Genomic DNA, 25,861 nt, shown 5'->3' with positions numbered 1-25,861 from the left:
TAAATTCAAGTTAATCAATTAAGTCTGACAGACTTTCATTGTATAGCATAGGGCAATACCCTATGCTACATTTTTTATCCTGCCAATCTAACTTCTATTTGTTTCCGCGGGTCTGCTTTACGACCTGTATGGTTCCATCCGAATTATAGAACAACTTATCTACACAAACCGAACGTAGATTTCCCTGTCCTGAAAAATCAGAAGTGTGATAGAAGGCATACCATTGACCTTTATACTTTACAATAGAACCATGACTTGTGTCACAAGTGGTCGGTTCCAGATAAATCCCCTCATACTTCCATGGACCTAACGGAGAATCGCTTGTTGCATACCTCAAACGATTGGCACCCGGGTTATTATCCGCATACGATAGATAGTACTTACCATTGTATTTATGTATCCAGGTCGCTTCATGGAAATCACTCAAGCCAGTCATCGGTTTAACCTCTCCGTCCAATTTCGTCCAGTCATCTTTCCGTAACTTACCACCATAGCATTTACCTCCACCTCCATTATAAATGTAAGGTTGCCCATCCTCATCTATAAATACGCAAGGGTCAATTTCCGGAGGCATACCCTCGATATAACCTCTTACACGGAATTCCTTATTCGGATACTTACTGGTAGCTACTCCCACCCGCCAGGTACTATTCCAATTAGCAGCATTGGCCGGGTGCGGAAAGTAGAAATAATAGGTTTGATTCTCCGGATTATAAGCACAATCGGGAGCCCACATGAAGCCATCACACCCCCAACCATTATGTTTTCGCACTGTGGCTGCATTCATTATCTCCCCATGATCGGTCCAATTCACCATATCTTCCGTAGAAAAAACATGATAGCGATCCATGCGGTCGCATCCAAGTGCAGGCTCCATATCATGCGAAGCATACACATAAAGTACTTCTTTCCCATCAATGTTCCATACATGCGCAGAAGCATCAGCTGTGTAAAGGGGTCCCTTTATCCAACTATTGTACATCGGTGACTCCCACTCTACAAACAGGGGATTACTCATTGCTTTCGTAACAGGGTAAGTGAAAGAATTAGAAATATCTTCCAACTCACCTGTACGCGTTAAAACGAACTTATCGATGTTTCCCGGTGTATTGGCACAATACTTCAGTACATGTTTCCCTTTAGTCAGCTGGATTCCATTAGCTTTCACTTTATGGCTAAAATCCGTCCATCCCCCAAGAGGCATATCTATACTGCGGCTTGCACCCCGACCATCTACCTCAAAGTAAAAACTTCCCTCCGATCCGTCCCCTTTCACACAGAATGTTTCAATGGCATAGGCACCATCCTCATCTACCTCAATCGTATAACACATCCATTCACCTGGCTGTACATCACCGATATAATAACCTCCGGAAGCCTTACTTTCTGCACGAACATCAACGGCGTGGGAACCTCTGTACCCCACATCAGCCAGTTTAGAGTCGCTCTCATAATAGACCACATTCTGTGCTCCTTCATCAAAGTCTTCCGCTTCTACAGTGCCGGGCACGCGGTGCGGACCTTTATAGGCCGTTCCTTTATAAGCTTTCAGATATTCTTCCGAATCATAGTCCATATCATAATCGTACTCATACGGCCCATCAGGAACCGGAGGATCTACCTCTGGCACTTCAGGGGGAACTTCTGGAGGTATTTCCCCCGGCGTATCTTTATCGCTGCAAGCTGTAAGAGCAAGTGCAGCAATAAAGAAACCCAACTTCAACAGATGAATAAATAGACGCATACAAATTTATTTTGTTTGTTCTACTACTTTGATAGTTCCATCCGGATTATAGTATAGCTTGTCTACACAAATAGAGCGAAGGTTTCCCCTTCCGGAAATAGAACAGTTATGATAGAAAGCATACCATTCACCGTTATATTCAGCTATAGATCCATGACTTGTATCGCAACCTGTCGGTTCCAGATAAACACCCTGATATGTCCACGGTCCTAGCGGTGAATTACTAGTTGCATAATTTAAACGGTTAGCCCCTTTGCCATTCTCCGCATGGTTATCAGCATAGGACAAATAGTACACACCGTCTTTTTTATGTACCCAAGCAGCCTCATGAAAATCTTTCAGCCCCTCCATAGCACGCAGCGGTTCTGCCAGTTCCATCATATTATCCTTCATTTTGGCACCCACACAACGACCTCCACCGCCATAGTAGAAGTAAGCCTGATCATCATCATCCACAAAGACGCAGGGATCTATCATGGCAAAGCAATCGTCTTCCATTCCTATCATGTCAATATACTTGTCCTGTACAGTGAAGTCTTTGGCAGGATGTTTACTGGTAGCTATACCCACTCTCCAGGTATTGTTCCAGTCATCACCACTCGGATGCGGAAAGTAAAAATAATAAGTACCATTCCTATATGCACAATCGGGTGCCCACATGAAGCCACCATCTTTACGTCCCCAAGACACTTGCGAAGAGTTCAATATTTCACCATGATCCGTCCAGTTCACCATGTCATCCGTAGAGAATACATGATAGCGGTCCATTAAATCGCATCCACGCGGAGGATCAATATCATGAGAAGCATAAACATACAGACGTCCGTCTTCCCATACATGGGCAGAAGGATCAGCTGTATACATGTGAGTAATGAAAGGATTCGGACCTAAAGTAACCGTTTTAGCTTGCTTCTGGTTGTTGCAACTCATCAATGTCAACGACAAAGCAGCCAAGGTAATCAAATAATTTTTCATACGCTTTTTTATAGTTTTTATAGTTAATATGAGCAAAATTAGAGTTGCATGATTAACAAAGCTCTTAATTTCAACTTAATAATTCGCTGTTTTTTTCGATTTTCTATTTCGCATCCCGCCGGGGCATCTCAAAGCTCAGCGGCTTCTCACGACGAAGCATCTTTGCCGCCTCACCCGTCAGCCACAGGTAATGATCGGATGGCATCCCATCCATACCCACAAACTTGACTTCTTTTCCCACCGGAGGATTATCTGTACACTTGAAAATGGCAGTACCTTCATTCACTTCATCGAACATAGCTACATACAGCATCGTAGCCCCTGCATTGATTGCCGTAGAAATCTGTTGCCAATAGAAGCGTCCGCCCTGACGGGGAATAGAACCGGAAGGTTTCACATCATCCTTAAAAGCATGGCGGCTCAGATTATGCCAACTGAATCCCGGAGTCACACAAGGCACATAACCGATATTATTCTCTTTGCACCAAGCTATATCATCGAGAATAACATCCCGATAACGGTCCATATCATTGTGGAGCAACGGAGTAAAGCGCTGCACCATCCATGGCAGAACAATATCCGCCTGTCTGATAAGCTCGTGCAAGTAAGGATCATGTACGCAATCGGCATTCAGGTCTCTCCAGAAAGTAGGTACTCCCAACATAACGCTACAACCACCGTATTCCGGATCATTTTTGAGGAAATCAATAAAACGTTCCAAACCGATATTACGAATATCATACGGACGATCAGGAAAACCGACACCCCAGATAGTAACCAACGGTTTGCCATTATAAAAGACATAAGTCTGTTCACCTGTCTGATTAGTTACACGCAGCGAATCAACCAGATATTTCCAGTCGTCAATCAACATGGAGCAATCTTCACCTTTAGCTGCCAGGCCGGACAAATCATACATAACCCCAATAGCACGTCCATATTTTGAAGCCGCCTTCATGGCATGCTTCAGCACTGTGCTCCGCCTGCGTGCTTCCGGACGGGCAGCCCCGAAGAAACGTTGCATGAATACACCATCCAACCCATACTCCTTCATCCACTTGAAATGCAGATCTACCGTGCTCTCATCCGTAGAACAGAAAAAGCGGGCAGTAGAACCATCTGCCAATTTCTGTCCCGTCGGATATGTTTTCTCATACTCACTCACATCCGGCCACATATCTATGCGGACACTGTTCTCATCCGGGTACATTACCCCTTTCCTCGGTTGGTGAAACCAACCTTGATACCCAGCCATAACCAAACCTTTGTAAGATGGATATTTAGTATTCTTAGAATGTTTGGGTGCTGCATTCAGACTCCCGAACAAGAAAAAAACGAGCAATAGTAAAAAGCATTTCTTCATGGTAGCAATAATTTAATTAGGTATTTAATATTTCAGTTGTTATTATTTGTTCCAAAGTTCTTTGATTGTTTCTTCCTGAGAGTATCCAAAGGGACATGCTTCACTTCTCATATTGGCACGATAGTTACCTTCGGTTTGATTCGGACAGGTTATCATCCGGCAACCGGGCATTTCCAGATGCCCATTCGGGTCGGTACGATGTATCCAATGATACGCATACGTCAACCACTCATTCCGGTAATCTTCCGGTTGCAGGGACAGCCAGGAAATTTCGTCCCATCCCCATACAAAATGGGAGTTCAGATCCGCCACATTCGCTTCTTTCCCCCTGCCATAATTATCAAACTCCACGAGATATGGCAGATGCTCGCATTTCCATCCGCTAGGGGAAATACACCCTTTGCTCTTTTTATAAAGAGCATCCAGATGATTCACAGCAAGTTCAGCTTTATAGGGTTCAGAAGGAATTTCCTTGATGCGAAGCGGGAAAGAATTGAAGTCGAGCAAGCTCACCCCATTCCTTACCATTCCTCCATAAGGAGTATGGGCATCCAGCAACACCCAGTGACGGCGGGCATGAGTACGCGCATACTCACGTATTTTAGTAATGACACGAGTCCAGGAATCCCGTTCCGGATCATTCATTCCAATCAACTCGATCTGCCCAAGATGAAAAGCCTCGCAACCGACATTGATGTAAGAACAAGCAAGATAATAGAACCAAAGTTGAGTTTCCTGTCGACTAATATCCGGTACACTACTGCCTTTACGCCAATGATCGACCAGAAGCCCTTCTTTATTCAGCATATCAACATAAGAAAAGTTACGTGATTCAACCGGCAATCCATACCCCTTAAACACCCAATCGGGTATCTTCACCTGATTCACCTCCTCTGTAACGATCTCAAACAGGCACCCCTGAAGGATTATATCAGGGTCATAGGCGTGCAATTCACCAGCAAATGCTTTCGCTTTACTCCAGAATTCAGGTTTGTTCAACAAGCTTTCGCCTCCCCACCGGTAAATGGAACGACCGATAAACTTTGCTCCGATATCCTTGACCATACGCATATCATCGGCATGATAAGAATACACTCTACGTCCTTCCGGTTTATCTGGCATCAACAGATAGACCATTGTAATGGAACGCTCCAGATAATTTTCCAACACCTGCCGGGAAATGCCTCTCTCATCGAAACTGTACTCCTTCCCCTGCCCCCACATGGAACAAGGGCAAAAGAGAATCAATATAATAAAATTATATATAATATTTTTCATAATAGCCAGTTAATAGGTTTACCAAGCACTCCGTTCCCGATAGAAGGGTACCGGTTCGGATGTATACTCTATTTGTTTGGTCAGGTAAGGCAACACACGCATTTCCGTAATCGGTTCGGTATCATAGTTCTGATTACCGGTCAGCGTTGCAGCGAATAAAGCGATACCTGCATCTTTGGGCAGAACCAGCATTCGGGCATTTGCCGGAATATCTAAACATACCTTGTACAGATAAGCAAAGTTATAAGAGTCATTTCCTTTGTGTGCACTATGTTTATGATTGGCAATATAACCGATAGAAGCATCTTTGATATATCCCTCACTTTCGCCTTTCCATCCCCACTGTCCATAGAAACCGGAATAATAAGGCACATTTACCTGATAAGGCTTATCATCCACCAGGAAAGTAGCCCGACGGTCATCCTTTACAGAAGTCACCAGAAGAAATAGTTTATCCATGCCATGATGCTCAGGCAAAAGAATGGTATCCCCATTCGCCCGGACGTAATTGAAAATAGCAGGATCATTCTGTATACTGAATTCAACCCCATCCGAAAGGATCTTTTCGGGCATCAGTTCGGCTGCCAGTGAATTACCTTGCCTGTCGAAATTACCAGCACGATTAAACTCATCAGTTGTTAAGGCTACCGCATTATAGGGCAGTTCCAATGGTTGGCATTCAGGAACCGTCAGCAAAGGCTTTTGTTTGAATGTAACCCTAAATGTGCGGGGTTGAAAAGCTTTACCACTGACTATCAGCCTATTACCAGAGAAAGTAACTTCACCTTTTTCTTCCTCTATTCCGTTTACTTCTTTGGCATTTTCAATATCAGATGCAAACTCTATATAAGCTTGATCGTAAGAACTGCCATAGATCTCATTGATACGAACAATATATCCGCGTCCATCTTCCGCTTTTTTAATAGCTTTCACAGCAACCTGAGGACGGTCTGTACGGGCAAATGAATAAAAACGCCCCAATTTACCCGCATGCTTAGTAGTGGTAAAAGCCAACAGGGGCTGATTGAAATTCTCCGCCTTCCAGGCAATGCCTGCTTGAGCAGCATCCTCTTTATGTCCCACAATGGCATAACGGAAAGCATGATGTCCATGATCCTGATGATCCTGATATGTATAATGCTTACCGGGTTGAGGAGTATGAAGCAATGTCAGACGGATGGTATTATTATCAGGCTTATCCCATCCATATTTAGATTCATTCAAAATGGAGATGCCATAAGACGCATCATCGGCAGTCAAGTCGGCCCACTGATGTCCCAGTACCTCAAAAGAGTTCTCGATATTGTTGCCGCGCTTCACATAACCTAAACCCAAGTCATAAGTAGCTTTTTCATTGGAGATTGTGGTTGGAAACTCTGCTTTCAGCAAAGCTTTCTTTCCTTGCCAGTCAATTTCGTTACTGATCTCAATTCTATCATCCTCGGCTCCATCCGTTAACGTGATATATTGTACAAACCTAGAGTCTTCATGAGTACGTTCCACACGTAAAGATGCTCTCAACGGTCCATTCTCTGCCACGGTAATTTTAACATTGTCCGTGATGGAAATACTCGGCCCATCCAGAACTTTCTTGTAAATTTCCCAAGCCGGATAATCAGTAGAAAGATTTTCCGTAAACATCATCAGACGGAACGGCTTACCGGTTTGCACCAGTTCACAATTATTCTTTTTATCAAAAATGGAAGCTATGTCACCCTGTTCATTCAATGCTATCTTATAAATAGTGTTTTCAAGAGTTCCGTTCTTTGCCAGCAGTTTTCCGGAAGATGAAGTTCTTCCCGGTTGAATGCTATATACTGAGAAGCTAAGTGGATCTACTTGCGCTACAAACAGAACCTCGGCTATTCCATTCTCCCAAGAAATCAACTGTGCAGGCATATTTTCCCCTTTCTGAGAGGTTACTTTAATTCCTGACGGTCGTTTATCCATCTTAACCGTAGCCTTCACCACATCTCTCCGACTGGAAGCTACAGGATTATAAACCACAACCGGCATCCCTTTTACTTTGGTATCCAAAGCACGACTCACTGCCCCCACTGCTGTAGTAATGGTTTCTGCAAAACGTGTCTGAGCTATCAGTTCATCATTCCAGGAGAAAGTGTATGATTGCGGAATACTGGTTCCCGTCAGGTCATCGTGAAACTGATGCCACAGGAAACGCTGCCAGTTTTCACGCAAAGCATCGGAAGGATATTCCAAACCTCCCAATGTTTCCGCCACTACAGATGCTCTTTCGGCTGCATCCGCCAAGTGTTCGTTCCGTCGGTTGAAATGTTTCATTGCAGCCTGCGAAGTGTAGCACCCCACTCCATGCACATCCATCAGCAATTCTCCGTCATAAACGGGTAGTTCGGGATGCTTTTCAAAAGGATAATAATCTTCATATATTTGTCCGGCTTTGGCACTGATAATTTCTAACGGACCATCTGCCTTCAAACTTTTTTCTAATGAATAGACGGAAGGAAGCGTTGGCGATCCGCCACGGTCTCCTACACCATAATAACTATAAGCCGTATTATCAGGTCCTAGTTTAGCTCTTTCCAGAATGCGGCGATTGATACTGATATCATCGTAGTAATACGATGTACCGTATCCTCCGGCATCCAGTACTGCCATGATCCGCGCACCATCCAGACCTTGCCAAAGCCCTATCTTGAACGGCATTTTTTCTTTTTCTCCAAAATATGGATTTTTCCGCCACTGGAGTTTTTGGGTAGAAAATCCTATCAATCCGCAGTGTGCGGCGATGGTAGGCAATGTGTAACCGAAACCGAAACAGTCCGGCAGATAAATATCGTTTGATTTTACACCAAACTCTTTTTTATAGAATTCCTGCCCTAACAGGACATTCCTGAAAAAGGATTCGGAGGAAGGAATATTAGGGTCTGTCGCTTCCCATGCACTTCCCACTACATTCCAGCGTCCTGCCTTGATGTACTTCTTTACAAGCTCATACTCGTGCGGATAATACTCCTTCATCCACGCATATTTCTGAGCACTCTCAAAGTTAAAGATATAATTGGGGAAACGCTCGAAGAGCCAAAAGTTCTGTACCATTGTACGGTGCAGATAATCATCAATAGATTCGCGTACATCCCAGTTCCACTGCGTATCAAAATGGGCTGTTGCTACCAGATACGCCTTATACTCTTTTTGCTGGCTGTACAATATCTGTACGGAGCAAAACAATGAGAATATGTAACATAGTATTTTTTTCATCTTTCATAAATTAGATTGTCCGTTTCCTACCCGAACCGTACCCGAGACATACTTGCCCCGTACATTCCTCATTCAGCAACCTGAGAAGGTACGGAACAAGTATGTTCCAGGCAGATTACGGATGGATATAATTATCTATTATCTGGAAGGCCATGCATTCTTCAGAGGCACCTCTCCGCGAAGCATCTTACGCGCCTGTCCGGTGAGCCAGAGATAGTGGTCGGTGGGCAAATGGTCTTCAATACCGTAGAAAGGAATATTCAGGTCGTTCACCTTCCTGCACCAGCCGTTTGCTCCCAGCTTGGATTCATCTCTCATCGTACTACTCTTGCCGTAACCTCCCGTATCCGAGTTATACCACACGTAGTAGTCGGTTTCTGCCACATTGCTCGGCGCATCTTTCTGGTTCAGACACTTGAAGATGGCAGTACCTTCGTCTATCTCATCGAACATGGCAATGTAAAGCATCTCCGCTCCCAGCTTGATGCCCCCGTAAATCTGTTCCCAAAAAAACTTACCTCCCACGCGTCCGGATGATCCGGCATTATTCACATTATTAGGATGCATGTGCAAATCCGAAGCACCGGGGAAACAGTGAGGAGCATAGTTCACACCGTACGTCTTGCATAACTTGATATCCGCATCAATCTTAGGCTTGCGGTCGTTCACATATCCATTGATGTCACCATATCGTCCCACAAACCAAGGGAAAATGGTGCTCACGTTCTTTATCAGTTCGTGATACTTCGCTTTGGGCCATTTGGAGGTATTATGTGTGCGCCAGTCGTCGTTTACGCCCAGCATGATACTCCAACCCTGTTCTTTCAAGGCATTCACCAGGCTGGTGATGTCGTTCACGTCGAAAGGTTTCTCCTCGAATCCTACCCCCCAGAGGGCAAGTAAGGGCTTACCGTCTTCGTGCAAATAGAACTTCTGCTGATTACGGTCTTTCAGTTTATAAGTATCCATGATATACTGGGCATCAGCCAGCAGAAAAGCCTCATCTCTGTCTGTACCGGGTTCAAAACCACCCAGGTCATACATCACGCTAATGGCACGCTGATATTGGTTAGATCCCTTCATGGCATGTTTCAGCACGGTGTTGAAGTGATCTTTGCCCTGTTCACCCGCTACTTCGCCTACAAAGCGCTGCATGAAGACTCCGTCGATGCCATAGTCCTGCATCCACTTGAAGTGGAGCAGCACGCTCGATTCGTCATAAGAACTATACACCTGCGCCGCTTCTCCGTTAGGCAAAGTAAATTTGGCAGAACGGCTAGCAGGACCGTCTACACCCGGCGTGTATTTCTTAGTATATTCCGACATGTCGGGCCACATATCAATGGAATTCTGCAACACGCCCGGCTTGAACACTTCACTTTCACGATAGTGATACCATGCCGTATTGTCCGCTTCACTATGCTTGCATCCGTCGCCCGGTGCACCGAACCATCCCTGATAACCTGCCATCACCAAGCCGCGGTAGGTATCGTAAGGTTTTCCATCCTCGCGCAACGGGAACTCCGGCTTGTTATAAATTTCCTCATCCGGTTTGTCTGGTTCCGGTTTGTCCGGCTCTATGGCAGGCGGAATTTCCACTTTGTCATCTCCACACGAAGTCGCCAAGCCTCCCGCCAACAAGCTACAACATACTATAAAATATAATCTTTTCAGTTTCATTTCCATCTTTTTATTTTTTTGTGATAAAGGCCGGGAAAAGGTTTCGGACACCTCCTCCCGGCCTGTCATCCCATCCAATCTTTTTCTTAAAAAATACTACTTTTGAGGGACCTCTATTTTCACAACTTCTGAGTAATTATACATCTGATACGTATCGTTCACACGGGCACCCATACGCACAAAGAAAGTATATCCCGGCTTAGCCCACAGATTAAACTCATAAGTCCGTGTACTGTAGGCATATCCGTTCTCATCGGTCACACCACCAGTTATCTGAGCCCACGACCTTCTGTCACTGATAATTGTTTGCTTCACCTTGTTTATCTCCAAATTGTGATAAGCATCCAGGTGATTGGCATTGCCGCAGAACTGGTTAACGCTAATGAAGCAGCGTACATCCATCAGAGCAGGCATCACATCACCACGTTCGGCATTAGCAGCAGGTATGGGCGGCACGGCAAGTCTTCCCTTTATACGCATGGTATCACCATCCAGCACCGCAGAGAAGTCTGCAATCTTCAGATAAGGAGTCACCTCAAAATTTTGTGTCACCTTTCCACCGATGGGCACATTGCGTAGTGTATCCGCCGGCCACCAAGGACCCTCGGGCACGATGTCGTATGTACCGGCAAAAAGCTTCGTATTGTTGTATGAGCCATCCATCTTCACCGGAATATTCTGCTGACCGGGATTCAAGCTGAAGCTCTTCTCCCAGATGCGCACACGGGCTTCTCCCTGGTCTGCCAGAATATTCTTACCCGTAGTAACATCAATGATATTTCCAGTCAAATGCTCGGACGGAGCATCGAAGTTATCCACTTCCATGCAAGAGGTGACCAATAAAGCCGATGCACCGCCTACTAACAGAGTATATAAAAGTTTCTTCATATTCATCACATTTATTAAGTTTACCATTAATAACCATCGTTGCGAATCAGCAAGTCGTTCTTACCGATTTCACCACCCGGAATCTGTTCATAATACCATCTTTTGTAGAAGTTCACTCTACGATTCTCTGTCGGCTCTTCATTCAAAAAAATCCATTTGTCTTCATCCACCACATAGTAAGCGGAAAGCGTATGTACCTTCACACCGTCCTGGAACATGATGTCAGCCACGCGCCAGCGACGAAGGTCCCACAAGCGATGATTCTCATAAGCAAGCTCACGACCACGTTCGTCGCGGATGAACTGGAGGTTTTCATCGATGGGGAATCCATAAACATCAGAACCTATATCAGCCGGGCTGCTTACCATTTCATGAGGCTTGGCACCCGCACGATCACGCAGTTCGGCAATGTGCTCAAAAGCTTCCTGCTTCAACGTTTCGTCACCACGCTCCAATCCCAGTTCGTATGCAGCCTCCGCCCAGTTGCAAAGCACTTCGCCATAGCGGAATATCTTCCACGGTTGATGGCAAGAGAAGAACACACGGCTGGTATTGATATTTTGAAAATCTACATACTTGCGAATGAAAGCACCCATGTAACCACGGCCTTCGTCACCACCGGATATCGTTATTCCGTGCAAGCCGGAGATTTTAACCATCTTACCATTGATTTCCTGCGACTCACCACGCTTGGCTGCAGCATCTGTACGAACACGAATGCCCGTGGTGTACTCATTGTCCGTTCCACTCTCGGCACTGGTCACTTGCGAAGCTGTCAGTTCGCCAAATGTCTTGTACACACCTGCCTGGATGTCAATCGTCGTACCAGAATTCGGTTCCTTCATGCCAGAGAAGAAGAACGTAGCCTTGCAACGTGCTTCCATCTCATCATTGTTCCAGAAATCAGTGATATCGTTGAAGCGGAGGGGACGATCATTCTCATCCAGTGTCTTCGGCAAATCATACATCGAAATCATCTCCCACGTAGGCTGCAAAGCACAACCCAAATCCGAGGACAAACCATCGCCCAAGGGCAGTATCGCGGTATCCCACATGTGGAACAAACTGGTATTAGCAGGCAATACGGAATTGAGACCGTATTCCTTGATCATGATATCCTCATCGGTATCGTTAATCTTGCCGAACACTTCAAGGAAATTCTGCACCTTGTCGCTTCCTTTATGCAGCTGGAAGCCTGCTTCCTTCAGAAACTTGCTGGCATTGTACGAAGCCTCGAAGAACTCAGTAGCCTTGTCGGCAGACATTCCCATCAGACCAGCCGTCACTGCAGGACCAGTAGTGCTGATGTAGCCGCCATACTTGGCGACAGTGCCTGCATAAAGCATAGCACGGGACATCAAAGCAGCTGCCGAATAACGGTTCATGCGCCATACCTCTTTACGGTCTTTGCTTCCATTTGCCATGGCAAACTCAAGGTCGCTCTGGATAAACTTCCAGCAGTCATACTCCGTGTCGCGCGGTTGCTTCAGTTCTTCAATCGGTGCCAAGGGATCGAGCACTTTGTCCACAATGGGCACACCACCGTAGCGCTTCACCATGCCGAAATAATAGAGAGCGCGCAAGCCACGAGCCTCAGCCAGATGTTCATTCAACACCTCAGTGCCTTCGTCATAATATTGCGGCAATTTTTCTATCAGCGTATTAATGTCGCGGATGCGGTCGTAAGGCCAGTAGCCGAAACCGTCGCCATATTCCGTACAGCGGCCGGCAGCTTCCAGACAAGCCGAAGCCGGACTACTCTTCTGAGCCTGCCACTGGTTGCCCGCATGCCATCCGTTGTTATTCACCGTGGCATATCCCTTCTGGTCTCCATTCTGACCATAATTGAAGTCTTCCACAGGCATATCCTGATAGGCCAGTGCCAGGTACTTCTTGATACCGTTATCCGACCCCATCAGCACATTGTCATAGAGCAGTCCCTTAGGCTCCAGGTCCATCTCGGCACACGAAGTGGCCACCAAGCCCAATGCAGCTGCTACAAATATATATTTGAATGTTTTCATATTCGATTCTCCTTTCTTGATTTAGAATTTAATCGTCGCACCGACATTGAACGTACGGTTCACCGGATAGTTGTAGAACAATATACCTGAATCCCGGTTATTGTTAGCTCCACCTTGACGTCCGGGACGTTCAGGATCAAGATTATCCAAGCCTGTAAAAGTCAACAAGTTATAAGCATTGACATACACACGCAGACTCTTAATACCCGCTTTGGCAACCCATGTCTTGGGCAGCGTGTAACCCAGTTCCAACGTTTTCAGACGAATGTACGATGTGTTCTTGATACCCGTAGTACCCTCTTTGAAACTATGACCGGTAGCAGGATAAAGACCTGATATCCATTGTGTATTAGGATTCCAAGGATCATCCGTAGCATTCACCGTATGCCAGCGGTCGGTATAGATATCCAACACAGCACCACCATTGAAGGGACCTACTTCGGTAAATACTTCATCGTACGAATTGTACACACCAGCCGCACCTTGCCAGTTCATAGAGAGGTCGATCCCCTTCCATTCGGCGCCCATCGTGATACCGTAGTTGAATACCGGCAAGTTAAAGGTAGCCAACGGATGTCTATCATCATCATTCACAACACCGTCACCGTTCCAGTCTTTGTACCAGTAGTCGCCCGGCAACGTCTGCTGCCCGTAGTTGGCACCCGTAGTATTATGATAACGGATGTCTTCGTAACTTCCGAAACGGCCACCTTCTTCATAAGTAAACCAAATATCCTTGTTACGACCCGATACGTCAGTACGCCACCAGTTCTCCATAGAGTTGGGTGCTTGGCCATCCAAATGATAGTCCCAACGGTTCTTCGTAGCGGAAATCTGTCCGTTCACCCAGTAGGTGACACCAGCCACGCGGTTGCGATGCCCCAAACTGATTTCCCAACCGAATGTTTGGTCACTCTCCAAGTTCTCCTGCGGCAGGTTGGCACCCACCGTACCTGGTACTACAGCCGAAGAAATAGCGAACAAACCGGAACGTTTACGTTTAAAGATTTCCATTGTACCGCTTAACTTACCGTTCCACAAATCGAAGTCGAGTCCAGCATTATACATATCCACCTTAATCCACGTCTTGTTGGGATTCGGAATAGCCGTAGCCGACACACCAGTAACAAACGCACCGTTGTAGATATAACCAAGCTTACCCTGATCATCCAACTTATAGGCAATTGCCGTTTCCGGATAAGTGCCTACACCGGAGTCATCACCCATGCGACCATAAGAAGCACGAATTTTCAGGTTGGTCATAAAGGGAACGAGTTCCTTCATGAATGCTTCTTCACTGATGCGCCAACCGGCAGATACAGAGGGGAAGAAGCCCCAGCGCGAATCCTTCGGATAGCTGGACTGCCCATCGTAACGGAAAGAGAAGTCTACCATATAGCGCCCCTTATAGTCGTAGTTCAATCGTCCGATGAATGCGCGGCGAGTCTTGTCACCCGCTCCGTCCATTCCGGCAGACATGTCCTTCAGTTCACCGTACAACAAGTATTCACCGTCCAGCAGCATATTGCGCTGTGCATAAAAGTTCTCCCACTCATTATACTGCTCTTCGAACAAGGCGAGGGCACTGATGTTGTGGTCGCCGAACTTCCGGTTGTAACTCAGTGAGAGCTGCATCACAGTTCCATGAGAGGGGTCGGCCTGCCGCTTCAACGAAGCATCGGTATTACGGTCATAAGTAGTCATCGTACCGTCCGCATTCTTGCTGTACAGTTGATATGCACGCTTGTAATAGATATTATCTGTCGTAGCGTAGTCGTAGCTGTAAAACGCCTTGGCCTGCAACCCTTTCACACCGGGAATATCATAGGTCAGTGCCAACGAACCGTTGAAGTTTTTGCGACGTTCGCGACGGAAACCGGTGAGGTCACTGTTGATAGCTGCCACAGGGTTTTCCTGTTCCAGCATTTCAGAGTCGTAGGACGGCAGACTATGGTCACCATCTACATACGCATTGGAAGTGGGACGGTAAGTCCATGCTTTCTTATACACTGCCCAAATACTGGTGAACGGCTGATTCTTCTCATCCATATAGCCGCTCAACTGCACAGACGCTTTCAGGCGTTTGGTGATTTGCGCATCTACATTGCTACGGAAGTTCCAGCGGTTGTAGTTCAAGGAGTTGAACTTGTACGCACCTTCCTGCTTCAGGTAGCCGAGGTTGAAGAAGTACTTTACCTTCTCCGAGCCACCATCCATGCTAACGTTGTACTGCTGCTGCGGCACATTGTCGTTGAAAAGTTCCTTCGTCCAGTTGGTACCCTTATTTCCATAACGACTATACTCGAATATACGGTCATAGGCATACGTAGGAGCTTGACGAAGAAAGAAGTTCGGCGTTTGTGAGTTATTGTACGTCTTCTCGTTTATCATCAGCATGTGCGTCACAGCATCTGCCGTTTGGGGCACATAAAGGAAGTTCTGCCAACCGTAATTGGCGGAGAAAGTGATATCAAACTTACCGTCAGCAGTTTCACCACGCTTAGTGGTCACCAAGATGACACCGTTGGCAGCACGCACACCATAAATGGCAGCGGAAGCATCCTTCAAAACGGACACGGACTCAATTTCGTTAGCATCCATACGCGAGAAGTAAGCCTTGTCGCGGGGAATACCGTCGACCACAATCAGCGGTTCACCCATACCACGAATATCAATGGCATTGTCGAACTCACCAGGCTGGGAACTACGTTGTGAAATGCGCACACCGGGTATCTTACCGGAAAGCATGTTCACTACATTTTCGTTCTTCGTTACGGCAATTTCCTTGTTAGAAACAGCAGCCACGGCACCAGTCAATGTAGCTTTCTTTTGTGTGCCGTAGCCCACTACTACTACTTCGTCCAGCAACTCGGTGTCATCTTTCAGTGTAATGGTCAACTTGGTGGTCGAAGCAGTAACCACTTCATTCTTATAACCGATAAAAGAGATCTGCAACTTCTCCTTAGCAGAAGCCTGTATTTTAAAGTTACCATCAATATCGGTAATGGTACCTCGTGCGGCATCGCCCACTACCCGTACATTGGCTCCGATAATCGGTTCGCCCGTAGCATCAACCACCGTACCGGAAACGGAACGGAGCTGTGCCGATGCGGGCAGTGCCATCAGGAGGCACAGAAGTGCAAGCAGCACCATCTTGAACGGTAATGCAGCATCACTTCTCCTTTTGGAATTATTTTGGATATAATGTTTCATGTTATAGATTTTTCTGTTCTACGAAAATCTTATTAAGAATTATCAAGGGATGTGCCGCCCACACCGACAAGGTACAACCGGCACAATCTCGTCCGTCTAAGTATCAAGACCTATTACTTCCACCATGGAGCCGGATCCGGCATCTTGGCATCTTCAGCACTGACACGACGGTTGATGAAGAGCATACCGAACTGGTCAGCACCCGCACCCGTCAAGTCCTTAACTCCATAATCATACTCAAGACCAGCTGCAAATGCAAGACGCATACCATAACCTGAGAAGGCTTCCGTGAATGTCAGGATACCTTCCGGTGAGAGCGTCCATGGAAAGTTATTGACTGTGTAGTCATATTTGCCCCATGTAGAGTAGAATCCGGTAGGATTGCTTGCATAGTCAGCAGGATTGCCAGAGCCCCATGCGTCATAATCGTCAAAACCTTCACCACCTGAATGCGTATTGCCTTTAGAGTCCGTATATTTACCGTCATTAACTGCCAATGTCTCAGGAACACGGATACTTAAACCACGATAGTACCAGAAGATACCACGGCTCATCTTACACATTTTCTTCGCATTGTCAGACATAACGAGCTTAGCACCATCGTTGTAAACCAATGAGTTACCATTAGCATCCTTTATATCATACTTCATAAATGCATTGAACCAGTCATCACCACTGTGGCGGATTGGAATAAGTTCTTCCCACTTGTTAAGAATCTCAGGAATATCCAATTCGCTCTTACCTACAGGAACGAATTCACCGCTGCGTCCATACAACTCAGCCTCAAAATTTCCCGTCAATCCGCTAAGAGCCTTGAAATCAAGATCCTTCCACGGGTCGATAACCTTGAAGTAAACCTTCGCCTTTGTCACTTCGTTCACTTTGAGGTAAACCAGCAAGCCCGGTTTGTCGGCATCGTCTTCACCTTTAGGATCGCAGTTAGTGCCGGGACGGCCAGTCATCTTCCACTTACCATCGGCAGAAAGGCACTTCTTCAAGAAATCGTACTTATCTTGCACGTTCTGGTTCTGCTTGCTCTTCGGAGCCAGTTCATATACCACGTCACCCTCTACAGATATGAAATCCTTGAAGCTGAATTCACCCAAGAAGTTGGGAACATCACCATTGCCGTCGGGCAAAGTAGCTACCCAGAACTCACCTTCTTTTGTTGCATCTGTCACAGCAGTTTCAAACTTGGGATCAACCAAATCTTCACTATTGAAAGAGAAGTCGTCGGCCACCTTTACATAGAAGTAGTTGGAGCTCACCAACGGTTTCTCGTTCTGGCTCATGAGCAGCGACACAACATAAGTCTTGTCCGCTTCGACACCGAGACCTTGCAAGGTAACCTTTATCAAATCGCCTTCCAATTCTTGTTTGGCCACTTTTATCAAGTCTTCTCCCGCACGTGTCTCCACCAGACGGGCATCAGCCACCGTAAACGTAGCCTTACTCAAGGCATCAGCCGAAACAGCCGGAGTAGCCAAAAAACGAACAACAGCCACACCTTTTCCATCCATGGCAACAATGCCATCCGTAAATTCGGGACAATAAACCAAGGACTTCACCGTAGTGGCCATAGGGAGTGCATATTCTGTACCACCAATGGAAATGATGATAAAACCGTCGCCCACCGTAATATTGGAAGCTTCACCTCCACCAGCACCAAGATCAATTTTTGTTCCGTCATTCAACGTGATAATACGCTTTTCAGCATCCCAATTGGTAACCGTAGCGCCTACTGTAATGGCTTTACTAAGTTGTGACTTAATGTCATCGATTAGACCTTCGAGAACTGATACTCGGTTCTCCAAATCAGAATTGTCATCATCACTACATGAAACAAAGAATGTTCCACTTGAAAAAACAAGCGCACCATACAAGAGCGCATTAAAAAATCGTTTGTTCATAATAATTAAATTAAAAGTTGGTAAATATATAAGTTAGGTCACTAAAAACCTTTATCTTTCTATTGTCATAAGGAAGATTATCCACAGGTGGATGCTTTACGTATACTTGTGCATTTTTCATATTTATTAATTTAGTGTTTTAAAATTTTATGAGGGCAAAAGTATGGTACGAACGTTAAAATAGTCCTTAAAAAGACATTAATCGAAGTAGTTTTTTCAAAGAAAAACAAGGGTTTCAGAACATTTTAACTCTTTCACATTAAAGAATCATATATAAATGGATTAATCGAAGAAAAATAGACCTCAGATAAAGGTTATTCTTGGATTATGTATTATAATTAAGCCTTTCATAAAAACGAAACTTGTGGCTATATAACCCATAAATCAGTTATATAACCACAAGCTTTAATTAAAGATTTCTGTATTGATCAGTTATTTGCCTACACCATTCTCATTAAAAGCACTCACAGAGAAGTAATATTCAGAATCCCTATTGAAATAACGAGCCTCATATTGATTTTCGTAAACCACCATAGAGTGAGTCAATTTCTCTTTTTGTATTCCCCAACGTAAAATATACCCTGTTACATTTTCCTGCGGATTCCATGTAAACCGGTAGATACGTTTATCATTATTATCACGTGAAGCCTGGAATCCTGTAACTTCGGCAGGCACCTTACCACCACCTTGACCAAAGACGCGCAAATCGAACAGAGAAAAACTACCTTCCATGTCTTTAGTGTTACAGATTTTTAGATATTGCACTTTCGCAGGAACATTCAAAGTATGCAGTTTATGAGGAGCATCCTGCAGATTTTTTTCTTCATCCACCAGACGAGTCCACTCTTTGCCATTTGTAGAACCTTCTATACAATATTGATAAACCACAGGATCATGGGGCGCATGTACATTAAAATTATGATCTGCGAAATTCACCTGAATGGCATTCACTTCCATTGGTTTCCCAAGATCTATTTGTAGCCATTCACCAACATTGCCAGTTTGAGCAGCCCACCAGGTTTCAACTTTTTCATCATTAGCCAATTCCGGTTCGTAACTTTCGAGGTGGGAAGAAGCGGATACATTCTTCTTATAGGAAAGCAGGTTCCAACCCATACCGATGTCTTCCTTTTCAAAGTCTACTTTCCGGTCGGGGATGCAGAAAGGATAATCGGCAAAGGTGCTGAGTGCATACATACCATATTTATCGGAAACGACAACCGGAAAGATGCCTAAACGACGCTCGAACCAATGACGAACGGAAATAACCATGGAGGCTACGTGCCAATAATTACCGTATTTATCCTTGAAAGTATGTCCGTGTCCGGCACCACCGATGAAACCACCGGGTTTGAAGGAGAAGGGGTTATCTTCCACAGCTTCAAAGGGGCCTAACGGGTTATCACCTACATAGTTACCGTCACCATAGATGCGATATTGAGTACCGGGGGCAGCATATTGTAAGTAATAGCGGCCGTTGTGCTTCAGCACGCACGGGCCTTCGTTCCAGCCTTGGCGCGGTTCTTCATTATTCACGCCGGGAACTTCCCAACCGAATTCATCACAACGATGTTTTATCAGGGCTTGGGGTTCTCCGATGGCACGGAAGCCATTTTTAGGGTCCACTTCCACACCCATGATAGGATCTTTATCCGAGCATCCCCAATAAATATAGACTTTCCCATCATCATCTTTAAAAAAAGCCGGGTCATGCTGACGGATAGTCAACTTGGTATCCACTTCCTCCCAAGCATCTGTTTCGGGATGGGCATTCTTGTAAATCTGAGTTTTCCCGCTGGAAGCGGTGAAGTAAAGCGTATCGCCATAGACAAGGATAGTCGGGGCATAATCTTCCATGGTCGGTATCGTCTTGCAAGGGATGTATTCCCAGTTTGCCAAGTCTTCGGAACGCCAGTAGCCACCGGACTTAGAAGCAAACATGTAATAATATCCCTTGAAATATTCCAGTACCGGGTCGGCAGCCTCGCGTCGTGGCTCATCTTCATCCTGAGGTTGGAAACGATAGTTCAAATCAATAGGATTGGCAACAATCCTGTCTGCTTTAATGGCAGTTTTCTCTTCCGAGGCGCAACTTGCCAATAGGCCTGCAGCCAGAGCTACGCCAAATAATCGAGTTATTTTCTTCACGGTAATTTGATATTAAGTTTTTTTCCTACATATTCTGTTTTTACGGTATGCGATTCATTATCCAATCCCAAGCCGTCTTGCCGGTTCACTAGGACGATGTGGAACGTGCGGTTCTGCAGCATATCATCATAGCTGCCCTGACGCGGATGAATGGTGAGTTGGCGATTCTTGTCATCCCACGTCATGCGGATGGTGGTGTATTTACCTTTCTCATAATTATAGTTGTCATCCTCATCTTCGTACAAGGTAAATTCTCCGTCGGCTCCGGGATAGATGCGGATTTGCAGGTCATCCCATGGTTTCTCCGTGGCATATTGCACGGAAGGGCCGATGGGGATAATGGAACCGGCTTTTACATACAGCGGGATGAGGTCGATGGGGGCTTCGCGGGTAATCTCACGTCCGCCCTCCTGCTGTTCGCCCGTCCAAAAGTCAATCCACCGGATACCTGCGGGCAGATACAGGGAACGGCTCTTTACAGGACTCGTGACCGGAGCCACCAATATGGATTTTCCGAAGATATACTCATCGCCAATGTCTGCCACCTTCTTGTCTGACGGGAAATCGGAGAACAGGGCACGCATCAGGCTTCCGCCGTTGGAGGTGATGTTCCATGAGGTGGAATAGAGATAGGGCAACAGGCGATAACGGAGATTAATCATCTTCTCCTGTGCATCGAAAGCCCAGTAACCACGCTCGCCAAAGTTGAAGATTTCACGCGGTGTGTGTGTGCCGTGCGAACGCATCATACCGGTGAAAACGGCGAACTGCATCCAGCGCACGTACAATTCATGAAAAGCCTGGTCTTTTATGCCCTCCGGGAATTTATAGGCAGAGAAGAAACCGCCTATATCGGAATTCCAGTACGGAATGCCCGTAAGAGAGAGGTTCAAAGCACCCGAAATCTGGTTGTGCAGTACCGTCCAGTCCGATGCCACATCGCCCGACCATGCCTGTGCCGCATAGCGTTGTTGGCCGGCAAAAGCGGAACGGGTAAGAATAAAGACGCGCTTGTCGGATGATACTTGCCGTTGATGGTCGTACACACCACCCACGCTTACAAGCGGGAAAGCATTACGAACTTTGCGGAAAGAGCCCAGGTAGGTACGGTAATCGAAGTCGATGTCCTTCACCGGACTGTGTTCCGGCTCGGTGGCATCCAGCCACCAACCGTCCATTCCAATGCTGAACAGGTTCTTATTCATATATTTCCAGAAGACTTCCCTTGCTGCAGGGTCGTAGGCATCATACACCTTCACACCGTTATCCTGCGGGAAGGTTTCGTGTATCATCAGTTTGTTCATCCGTTTCAGCTCGGCATATATTCCGGTTCCCGGTCCGAAAGAGGGCCATACGGAAATAATGGCGTGAGCATTCAAGCGGTGCACATCTTCCATCATCTTCCGGGGATTGGGGAATTGGGGGTTGCGGAATTCCACGGCATTCCAGTCTTTATGGTCTTCGCCCCAGTAGCGCCAGTCCTGGATGATGCCATCCAAAGGCACTTTCAGGTCGCGGTATTTCTGAACCATGCTTACCAGCTCGTCCTGGCTGACGTAGCGTTCTCTCGATTGCCAAAAGCCAAATGTCCAAAGGGGGAACATGGGAGCTTTTCCGGTGAGTTGGCGCAGTTGCGCAACCACTCCGTCGGCACCACCGCCATATACGAAGTAATAATCGCAGAGGTCGCCCACTGCCGAATCGAAAGTCATGCCTTGCGCATTGTCCGTAAAGGTAGTGGGGGAATAGTTATCCCAGTACAGGGCGTATCCCTTGATGGAATGGACAAGAGGAATACAGATTTCCGTATTCGCCTGTTGCAGGAAAATAGTTTGGTTACGCTGGTTCATCCGCCCCTGCTGGTGTTGTCCCAAACCATAAATAGCCTCATCACTATCCAACACGAAAGTCTGGCGAACCTGATAGGTAGAATTTCCCGCATCATTGAATGGAGTAAAGCCAATAGAAGAAGGCTTCTCAGCTAACAAGACCTTACCATCTTTATCAGTAAAACGAACTTGTTTTTGGGCAATATCCATAATTGCTACTAATTCGGAAGTAGCAAGAATCACTTCACCTTTTGTCTCTTGCAATTTGTATTTTACCTTTTCTGGTTGCATAGTGACAGACAATGATTGCTTATCAGGTGTCTTTCTGACTGGATATTTCTTCACGCGGATGATAGAAGAAGAGAAACATTCCAACTCCATACAAGTCGTTCCAGTCTCTACTTTTACCCCATTTGGAGTACGCAGAACAGATTGCCCCCATGACGGGACAATCTGTACACAGATACATAAGAATGCTAATAGTTTTCTCATAGTATCAAAATTATATAGATAACACTTTATATTTGGTAGTAAATATAACTGGATCCGTATTCTCCTTATCTACACTGAAAGGTATCAGTTTCTCTTCTCCCGGAGCTAACTCATAATGAACGTTATTGCCTACTTTCTTACCTCCGACATACATTTCAATTTTTCCTGTATCCATCAAAGTTCCATTGTTTTTGACAGACACCCAAATAGTTTTCTGATTCTTTACCAAGTTTTCTTCCACTTTGAATAAAGTCAAACCGAAATCTGCAGCAAATTCATGAGTATATTCAAGCATACCGGACAAACCTTTTCTGGAATCTGCATAACCCACACTATCCTTAATACGGTCTTTGGCCACATACTGAGGACTTACACCTCCAACTAAAATTTTGAAAGCACCTTTCTCTACAACCCGGTCCATATGATCGTTCAACAGTGATAGTTCATAAGGTGTCAGTTCAAAAGAAACTGTTTTCGCTTCACCTGGTTTCAGATGAATACGGGTAAAGTCTTTCAATTCTGTAATACGTGTCTTCACACTGGCATACATATCCGTTACATACAGTTGTACCACCTCATCACCGGCCCGTTGACCTATGTTCTTCACAGTAGCCTGCACTGTAATATTACCATTTTCTTTTTCCTGTATTTTCAGACCAGAATATTCAAATGAAGTATAACTCAAACCATATCCGAAATAGTAAAGAGGATAATATTCCATATCCGAATATTCATAACGACGACCGGAAGTTTTAAAGTTATAATAGAGAGGGAGCTGACCTACGTGACGTGGAAAAGTCATCGGCAAACGACCGGCAGGATTATAATCACCAAACAGCACATCTGCTGTGGCCGGACCACCTTCTTGTCCCGGCAACCAATTCACAAGGATAGCCTTACACAACTCTGACGCCTTAGACAGATTATAAGGGCGCCCCGCCTGAAGAATCAATATAACAGGTTTTCCAGTTGCACAAACAGCTTCCAATAATTCCTGTTGTTTACCTGGCAAAATCAAGGTTGCATAATCATGGTTCTCACCGGATGTTTTATATACATCTGTCGTAGCCTCACTGGTTGAACAATCTCCCAAAACCAATAGCACCACATCTGATTGTGAAGCTACTTTTACCGCCTTTGCAATATTGTTTTCACCCAAGCTTGTAAAATCACAACCTTGCTCATAAATCACTTTTGTCTGTTTTCCTACCGCTTGTTTGATACCAGTCAACACAGATTTTAACTGACCAGGCTGAAGTTTAGGAGTGTAATCACCAGGCTGAAGATCATTTGCACCGGGACCTAACACAGCAATCGTACGCATGTCTTTAGACAGAGGTAAAATATTATCCTTATTTTCTAACAGTACAATAGATTCACGAGCAGCCTGACGTGCCATTTCTTTATGACTATCCGAATTCCACCCCGGATAAATCTTATTCCAGTCCAACGGCTTGTTTGGTGCTTTTTCAAACAGTTCATTGCGGAACATCATACGCAACATTGTGCGGCACACCTCATCAAGATTCTCCATATTGATACGTCCATCCTTTGCGGCCTGTATCACCTCCTTATCATTATAAGTATCACCACAGTTTGTAGCAATACCGGCAGCCAAAGCCTGGTTAGCAGCTTCTATTTTATTTTTAGCCGTATAATGCTTACGGGCAGTCAAGTTACCTATAGCACCACAGTCGCTAACGATAAAGCCGCTGAATCCCCATTCCTCACGCAAAATATTATGTAGTAATTCTCTACTTTTAGCTACCGGAACACCCAGGAAATCCGAATAAGCCATCATCAAAGATTGGCAATCATAGTTACGAATCACATGACGGAACGGAACCAAATGTACTTCGCGCATTTCACGTTCAGACAATCCTATATCATGAGAATCGCGTCCTCCCAACGGAGCACCATGACCACCAAAATGTTTCGGAGTAGTATACAACCCCATAGACTGGTAGCCTTTAATCCAAGCTCCACCAATTTGCGATACCAAAACCGGATCCTCTCCAAATGTTTCCTCACAACGTCCCCAACGGGCATCCTGAGCTACATCCAGTACCGGAGACCATGCCTGCATAGTACCTGCCGAAAGAGTTTCATCGCCAACTGCCATTGCCACTTCTTCCGTCAACTTCTTATTCCAAGTTGCCCCCATTGCAAGAGCCTGGGGAAAGATAGTAGCTCCACTACCATATGAGAAGCCATGTACAGCTTCCACCTTTGTAATGGGCGGTACATACAAATGAGGAATACCGGGAATGCCCCAGCCCTCACGTATCAGTTCCATTTTATCTTCCGGCGTCATCACAGACAACAGGCTTTCTACACGTTCTTCCACCGGAAGCGTAGGGTCCATATAGCGTAGCGAAGTCTTTTCTCCTTTCCGATCTTTCAATTCCTTATCAGCCAGAAGAACAGATACCTCCTTTACCATAAAAGGTTTAACACGATCACCTCCCTTAAAAGCCAACCGGACATGTGCCCCATATTTAGGTGAAAACTTCAACCGCATCTCTTTAGCGCTACCCTGTACCTGATAATCGACAGGCACTCCCAAATTCATAGGATCATATGTAACAAAGATATTCATCAGTTGCTTTAAATCCTCTTTAGAAACACCTTGCATCTGAACCCCAAGTTCACATACATCACCAGGAGTCTGGATAGTGAACATCAACCATTGGTCTGCTTTCAAGTCCTGACCACTAACTTCCCACATTGTCTTTTGATCCTTATCAAAAGCTAACGAAGCTTTTTCTACATTAGTCGATGCTGAAACGGACAAAATATCACTTGGCTGCTGAGCCATTAGAAAAGAGCAGGATAATATTCCTGCAAATAAGAATAAGTGCCTTTTTAAGTTCATATTATCAGATTTTAATCTATTTTTATGCAAAGTAAACGGCAACCGCTTAATAAAATGATAAAACAATAATTAATGAAACATTAAAATCCACTTAATGAATCACTTTTGCAGGAAAAGCGAAGCCTGGCTGTAATAATTGCATAAATAAGTAATCGGTTTTCACCAAAAAACACTACTTTTGTACGAGCTAATACTTCATTAA

13 protein-coding genes are annotated in these 25,861 nt (G+C 45.4%); all 13 read right to left on the bottom strand.

Annotated features, from left to right (window positions below):
* Window positions 1–94: 94 nt before the first annotated feature.
* The 13 genes from DW182_RS09780 to DW182_RS09720 all read right to left on the bottom strand — a co-directional run bounded on the left by DW182_RS09780 (window position 95) and on the right by DW182_RS09720 (window position 25,659).
* Window positions 95–1,744 (bottom strand): family 43 glycosylhydrolase, encoded by a 1,650-nt coding sequence (locus tag DW182_RS09780; protein WP_052574731.1) that lies wholly within the window; start codon window positions 1,742–1,744, stop codon window positions 95–97.
* Between the two features lie 6 nt (window positions 1,745–1,750).
* Window positions 1,751–2,719, bottom strand: a complete 969-nt coding sequence (locus DW182_RS09775; RefSeq protein WP_007660511.1) for a family 43 glycosylhydrolase — start codon at window positions 2,717–2,719, stop codon at window positions 1,751–1,753.
* Between the two features lie 103 nt (window positions 2,720–2,822).
* A complete protein-coding gene (locus DW182_RS09770; protein ID WP_007660513.1) occupies window positions 2,823–4,082 on the bottom strand; it encodes a glycoside hydrolase family 71/99-like protein in 1,260 nt (419 codons plus the stop codon).
* A 42-nt stretch (window positions 4,083–4,124) separates the two neighbouring features.
* The gene (locus DW182_RS09765; protein ID WP_199678571.1) at window positions 4,125–5,360 is read right to left on the bottom strand and encodes a hypothetical protein; all 1,236 of its coding nucleotides are present in this window, start codon (window positions 5,358–5,360) and stop codon (window positions 4,125–4,127) included.
* Between the two features lie 18 nt (window positions 5,361–5,378).
* Window positions 5,379–8,600 carry an alpha-mannosidase gene (locus DW182_RS09760; RefSeq protein WP_118295368.1) on the bottom strand — a complete coding sequence of 1,074 codons (3,222 nt, stop codon included), beginning with the start codon at window positions 8,598–8,600 and terminating at the stop codon, window positions 5,379–5,381.
* 138 nt (window positions 8,601–8,738) lie between these two features.
* Window positions 8,739–10,280: a glycoside hydrolase family 71/99-like protein gene (locus DW182_RS09755; protein ID WP_118295388.1), complete on the bottom strand. Its 1,542-nt coding sequence runs from the start codon at window positions 10,278–10,280 to the stop codon at window positions 8,739–8,741.
* A 96-nt stretch (window positions 10,281–10,376) separates the two neighbouring features.
* Complete coding sequence (locus DW182_RS09750) at window positions 10,377–11,168, bottom strand: DUF3823 domain-containing protein (RefSeq protein ID WP_118295387.1); 792 nt, start codon at window positions 11,166–11,168, stop codon at window positions 10,377–10,379.
* Window positions 11,169–11,194: 26 nt separating this feature from the next.
* A complete protein-coding gene (locus tag DW182_RS09745; protein WP_118295367.1) occupies window positions 11,195–13,192 on the bottom strand; it encodes a RagB/SusD family nutrient uptake outer membrane protein in 1,998 nt (665 codons plus the stop codon).
* Between the two features lie 21 nt (window positions 13,193–13,213).
* On the bottom strand, window positions 13,214–16,405 hold the full coding sequence (locus DW182_RS09740) for a TonB-dependent receptor (RefSeq protein ID WP_118295366.1): 3,192 nt from the start codon (window positions 16,403–16,405) through the stop codon (window positions 13,214–13,216).
* 113 nt (window positions 16,406–16,518) lie between these two features.
* Entirely contained in the window at window positions 16,519–18,315 is a 1,797-nt protein-coding gene (locus DW182_RS09735; protein WP_147400118.1) for a hypothetical protein, read from the bottom strand.
* Window positions 18,316–18,747: 432 nt separating this feature from the next.
* On the bottom strand, window positions 18,748–20,463 hold the full coding sequence (locus DW182_RS09730; RefSeq protein ID WP_118295364.1) for a family 43 glycosylhydrolase: 1,716 nt from the start codon (window positions 20,461–20,463) through the stop codon (window positions 18,748–18,750).
* Window positions 20,460–22,784, bottom strand: coding sequence for a glycoside hydrolase family 31 protein (locus tag DW182_RS09725; protein ID WP_118295363.1), 2,325 nt, complete (start codon window positions 22,782–22,784; stop codon window positions 20,460–20,462). The genes DW182_RS09730 and DW182_RS09725 overlap by 4 nt, the downstream gene beginning before the upstream one ends.
* Before the next feature lie 10 nt (window positions 22,785–22,794).
* The gene (locus DW182_RS09720; RefSeq protein ID WP_115503063.1) at window positions 22,795–25,659 is read right to left on the bottom strand and encodes a glycoside hydrolase family 3 C-terminal domain-containing protein; all 2,865 of its coding nucleotides are present in this window, start codon (window positions 25,657–25,659) and stop codon (window positions 22,795–22,797) included.
* Window positions 25,660–25,861 lie beyond the last annotated feature (202 nt).

Origin of the sequence: Bacteroides sp. AM16-24 (assembly GCF_003471885.1) — a bacterium.
Taxonomy (GTDB): domain Bacteria; phylum Bacteroidota; class Bacteroidia; order Bacteroidales; family Bacteroidaceae; genus Bacteroides.
The sequence above is the reverse complement of the archived record's forward strand: the minus strand, read 5'-3'. Positions and strand labels throughout refer to the sequence as shown.

Coding starts and splice junctions, on each gene's coding strand:
- DW182_RS09750 (WP_118295387.1), bottom strand. CDS start 11,168: ATGAAGAAACTTTTATATACTCTGTTAGTAGGCGGTGCATCGGCTTTA.
- DW182_RS09735 (WP_147400118.1), bottom strand. CDS start 18,315: ATGAACAAACGATTTTTTAATGCGCTCTTGTATGGTGCGCTTGTTTTT.
- DW182_RS09760 (WP_118295368.1), bottom strand. CDS start 8,600: ATGAAAAAAATACTATGTTACATATTCTCATTGTTTTGCTCCGTACAG.
- DW182_RS09740 (WP_118295366.1), bottom strand. CDS start 16,405: ATGAAACATTATATCCAAAATAATTCCAAAAGGAGAAGTGATGCTGCA.
- DW182_RS09780 (WP_052574731.1), bottom strand. CDS start 1,744: ATGCGTCTATTTATTCATCTGTTGAAGTTGGGTTTCTTTATTGCTGCA.
- DW182_RS09745 (WP_118295367.1), bottom strand. CDS start 13,192: ATGAAAACATTCAAATATATATTTGTAGCAGCTGCATTGGGCTTGGTG.
- DW182_RS09720 (WP_115503063.1), bottom strand. CDS start 25,659: ATGAACTTAAAAAGGCACTTATTCTTATTTGCAGGAATATTATCCTGC.
- DW182_RS09725 (WP_118295363.1), bottom strand. CDS start 22,784: ATGAGAAAACTATTAGCATTCTTATGTATCTGTGTACAGATTGTCCCG.
- DW182_RS09755 (WP_118295388.1), bottom strand. CDS start 10,280: ATGAAACTGAAAAGATTATATTTTATAGTATGTTGTAGCTTGTTGGCG.
- DW182_RS09775 (WP_007660511.1), bottom strand. CDS start 2,719: ATGAAAAATTATTTGATTACCTTGGCTGCTTTGTCGTTGACATTGATG.
- DW182_RS09770 (WP_007660513.1), bottom strand. CDS start 4,082: ATGAAGAAATGCTTTTTACTATTGCTCGTTTTTTTCTTGTTCGGGAGT.
- DW182_RS09765 (WP_199678571.1), bottom strand. CDS start 5,360: ATGAAAAATATTATATATAATTTTATTATATTGATTCTCTTTTGCCCT.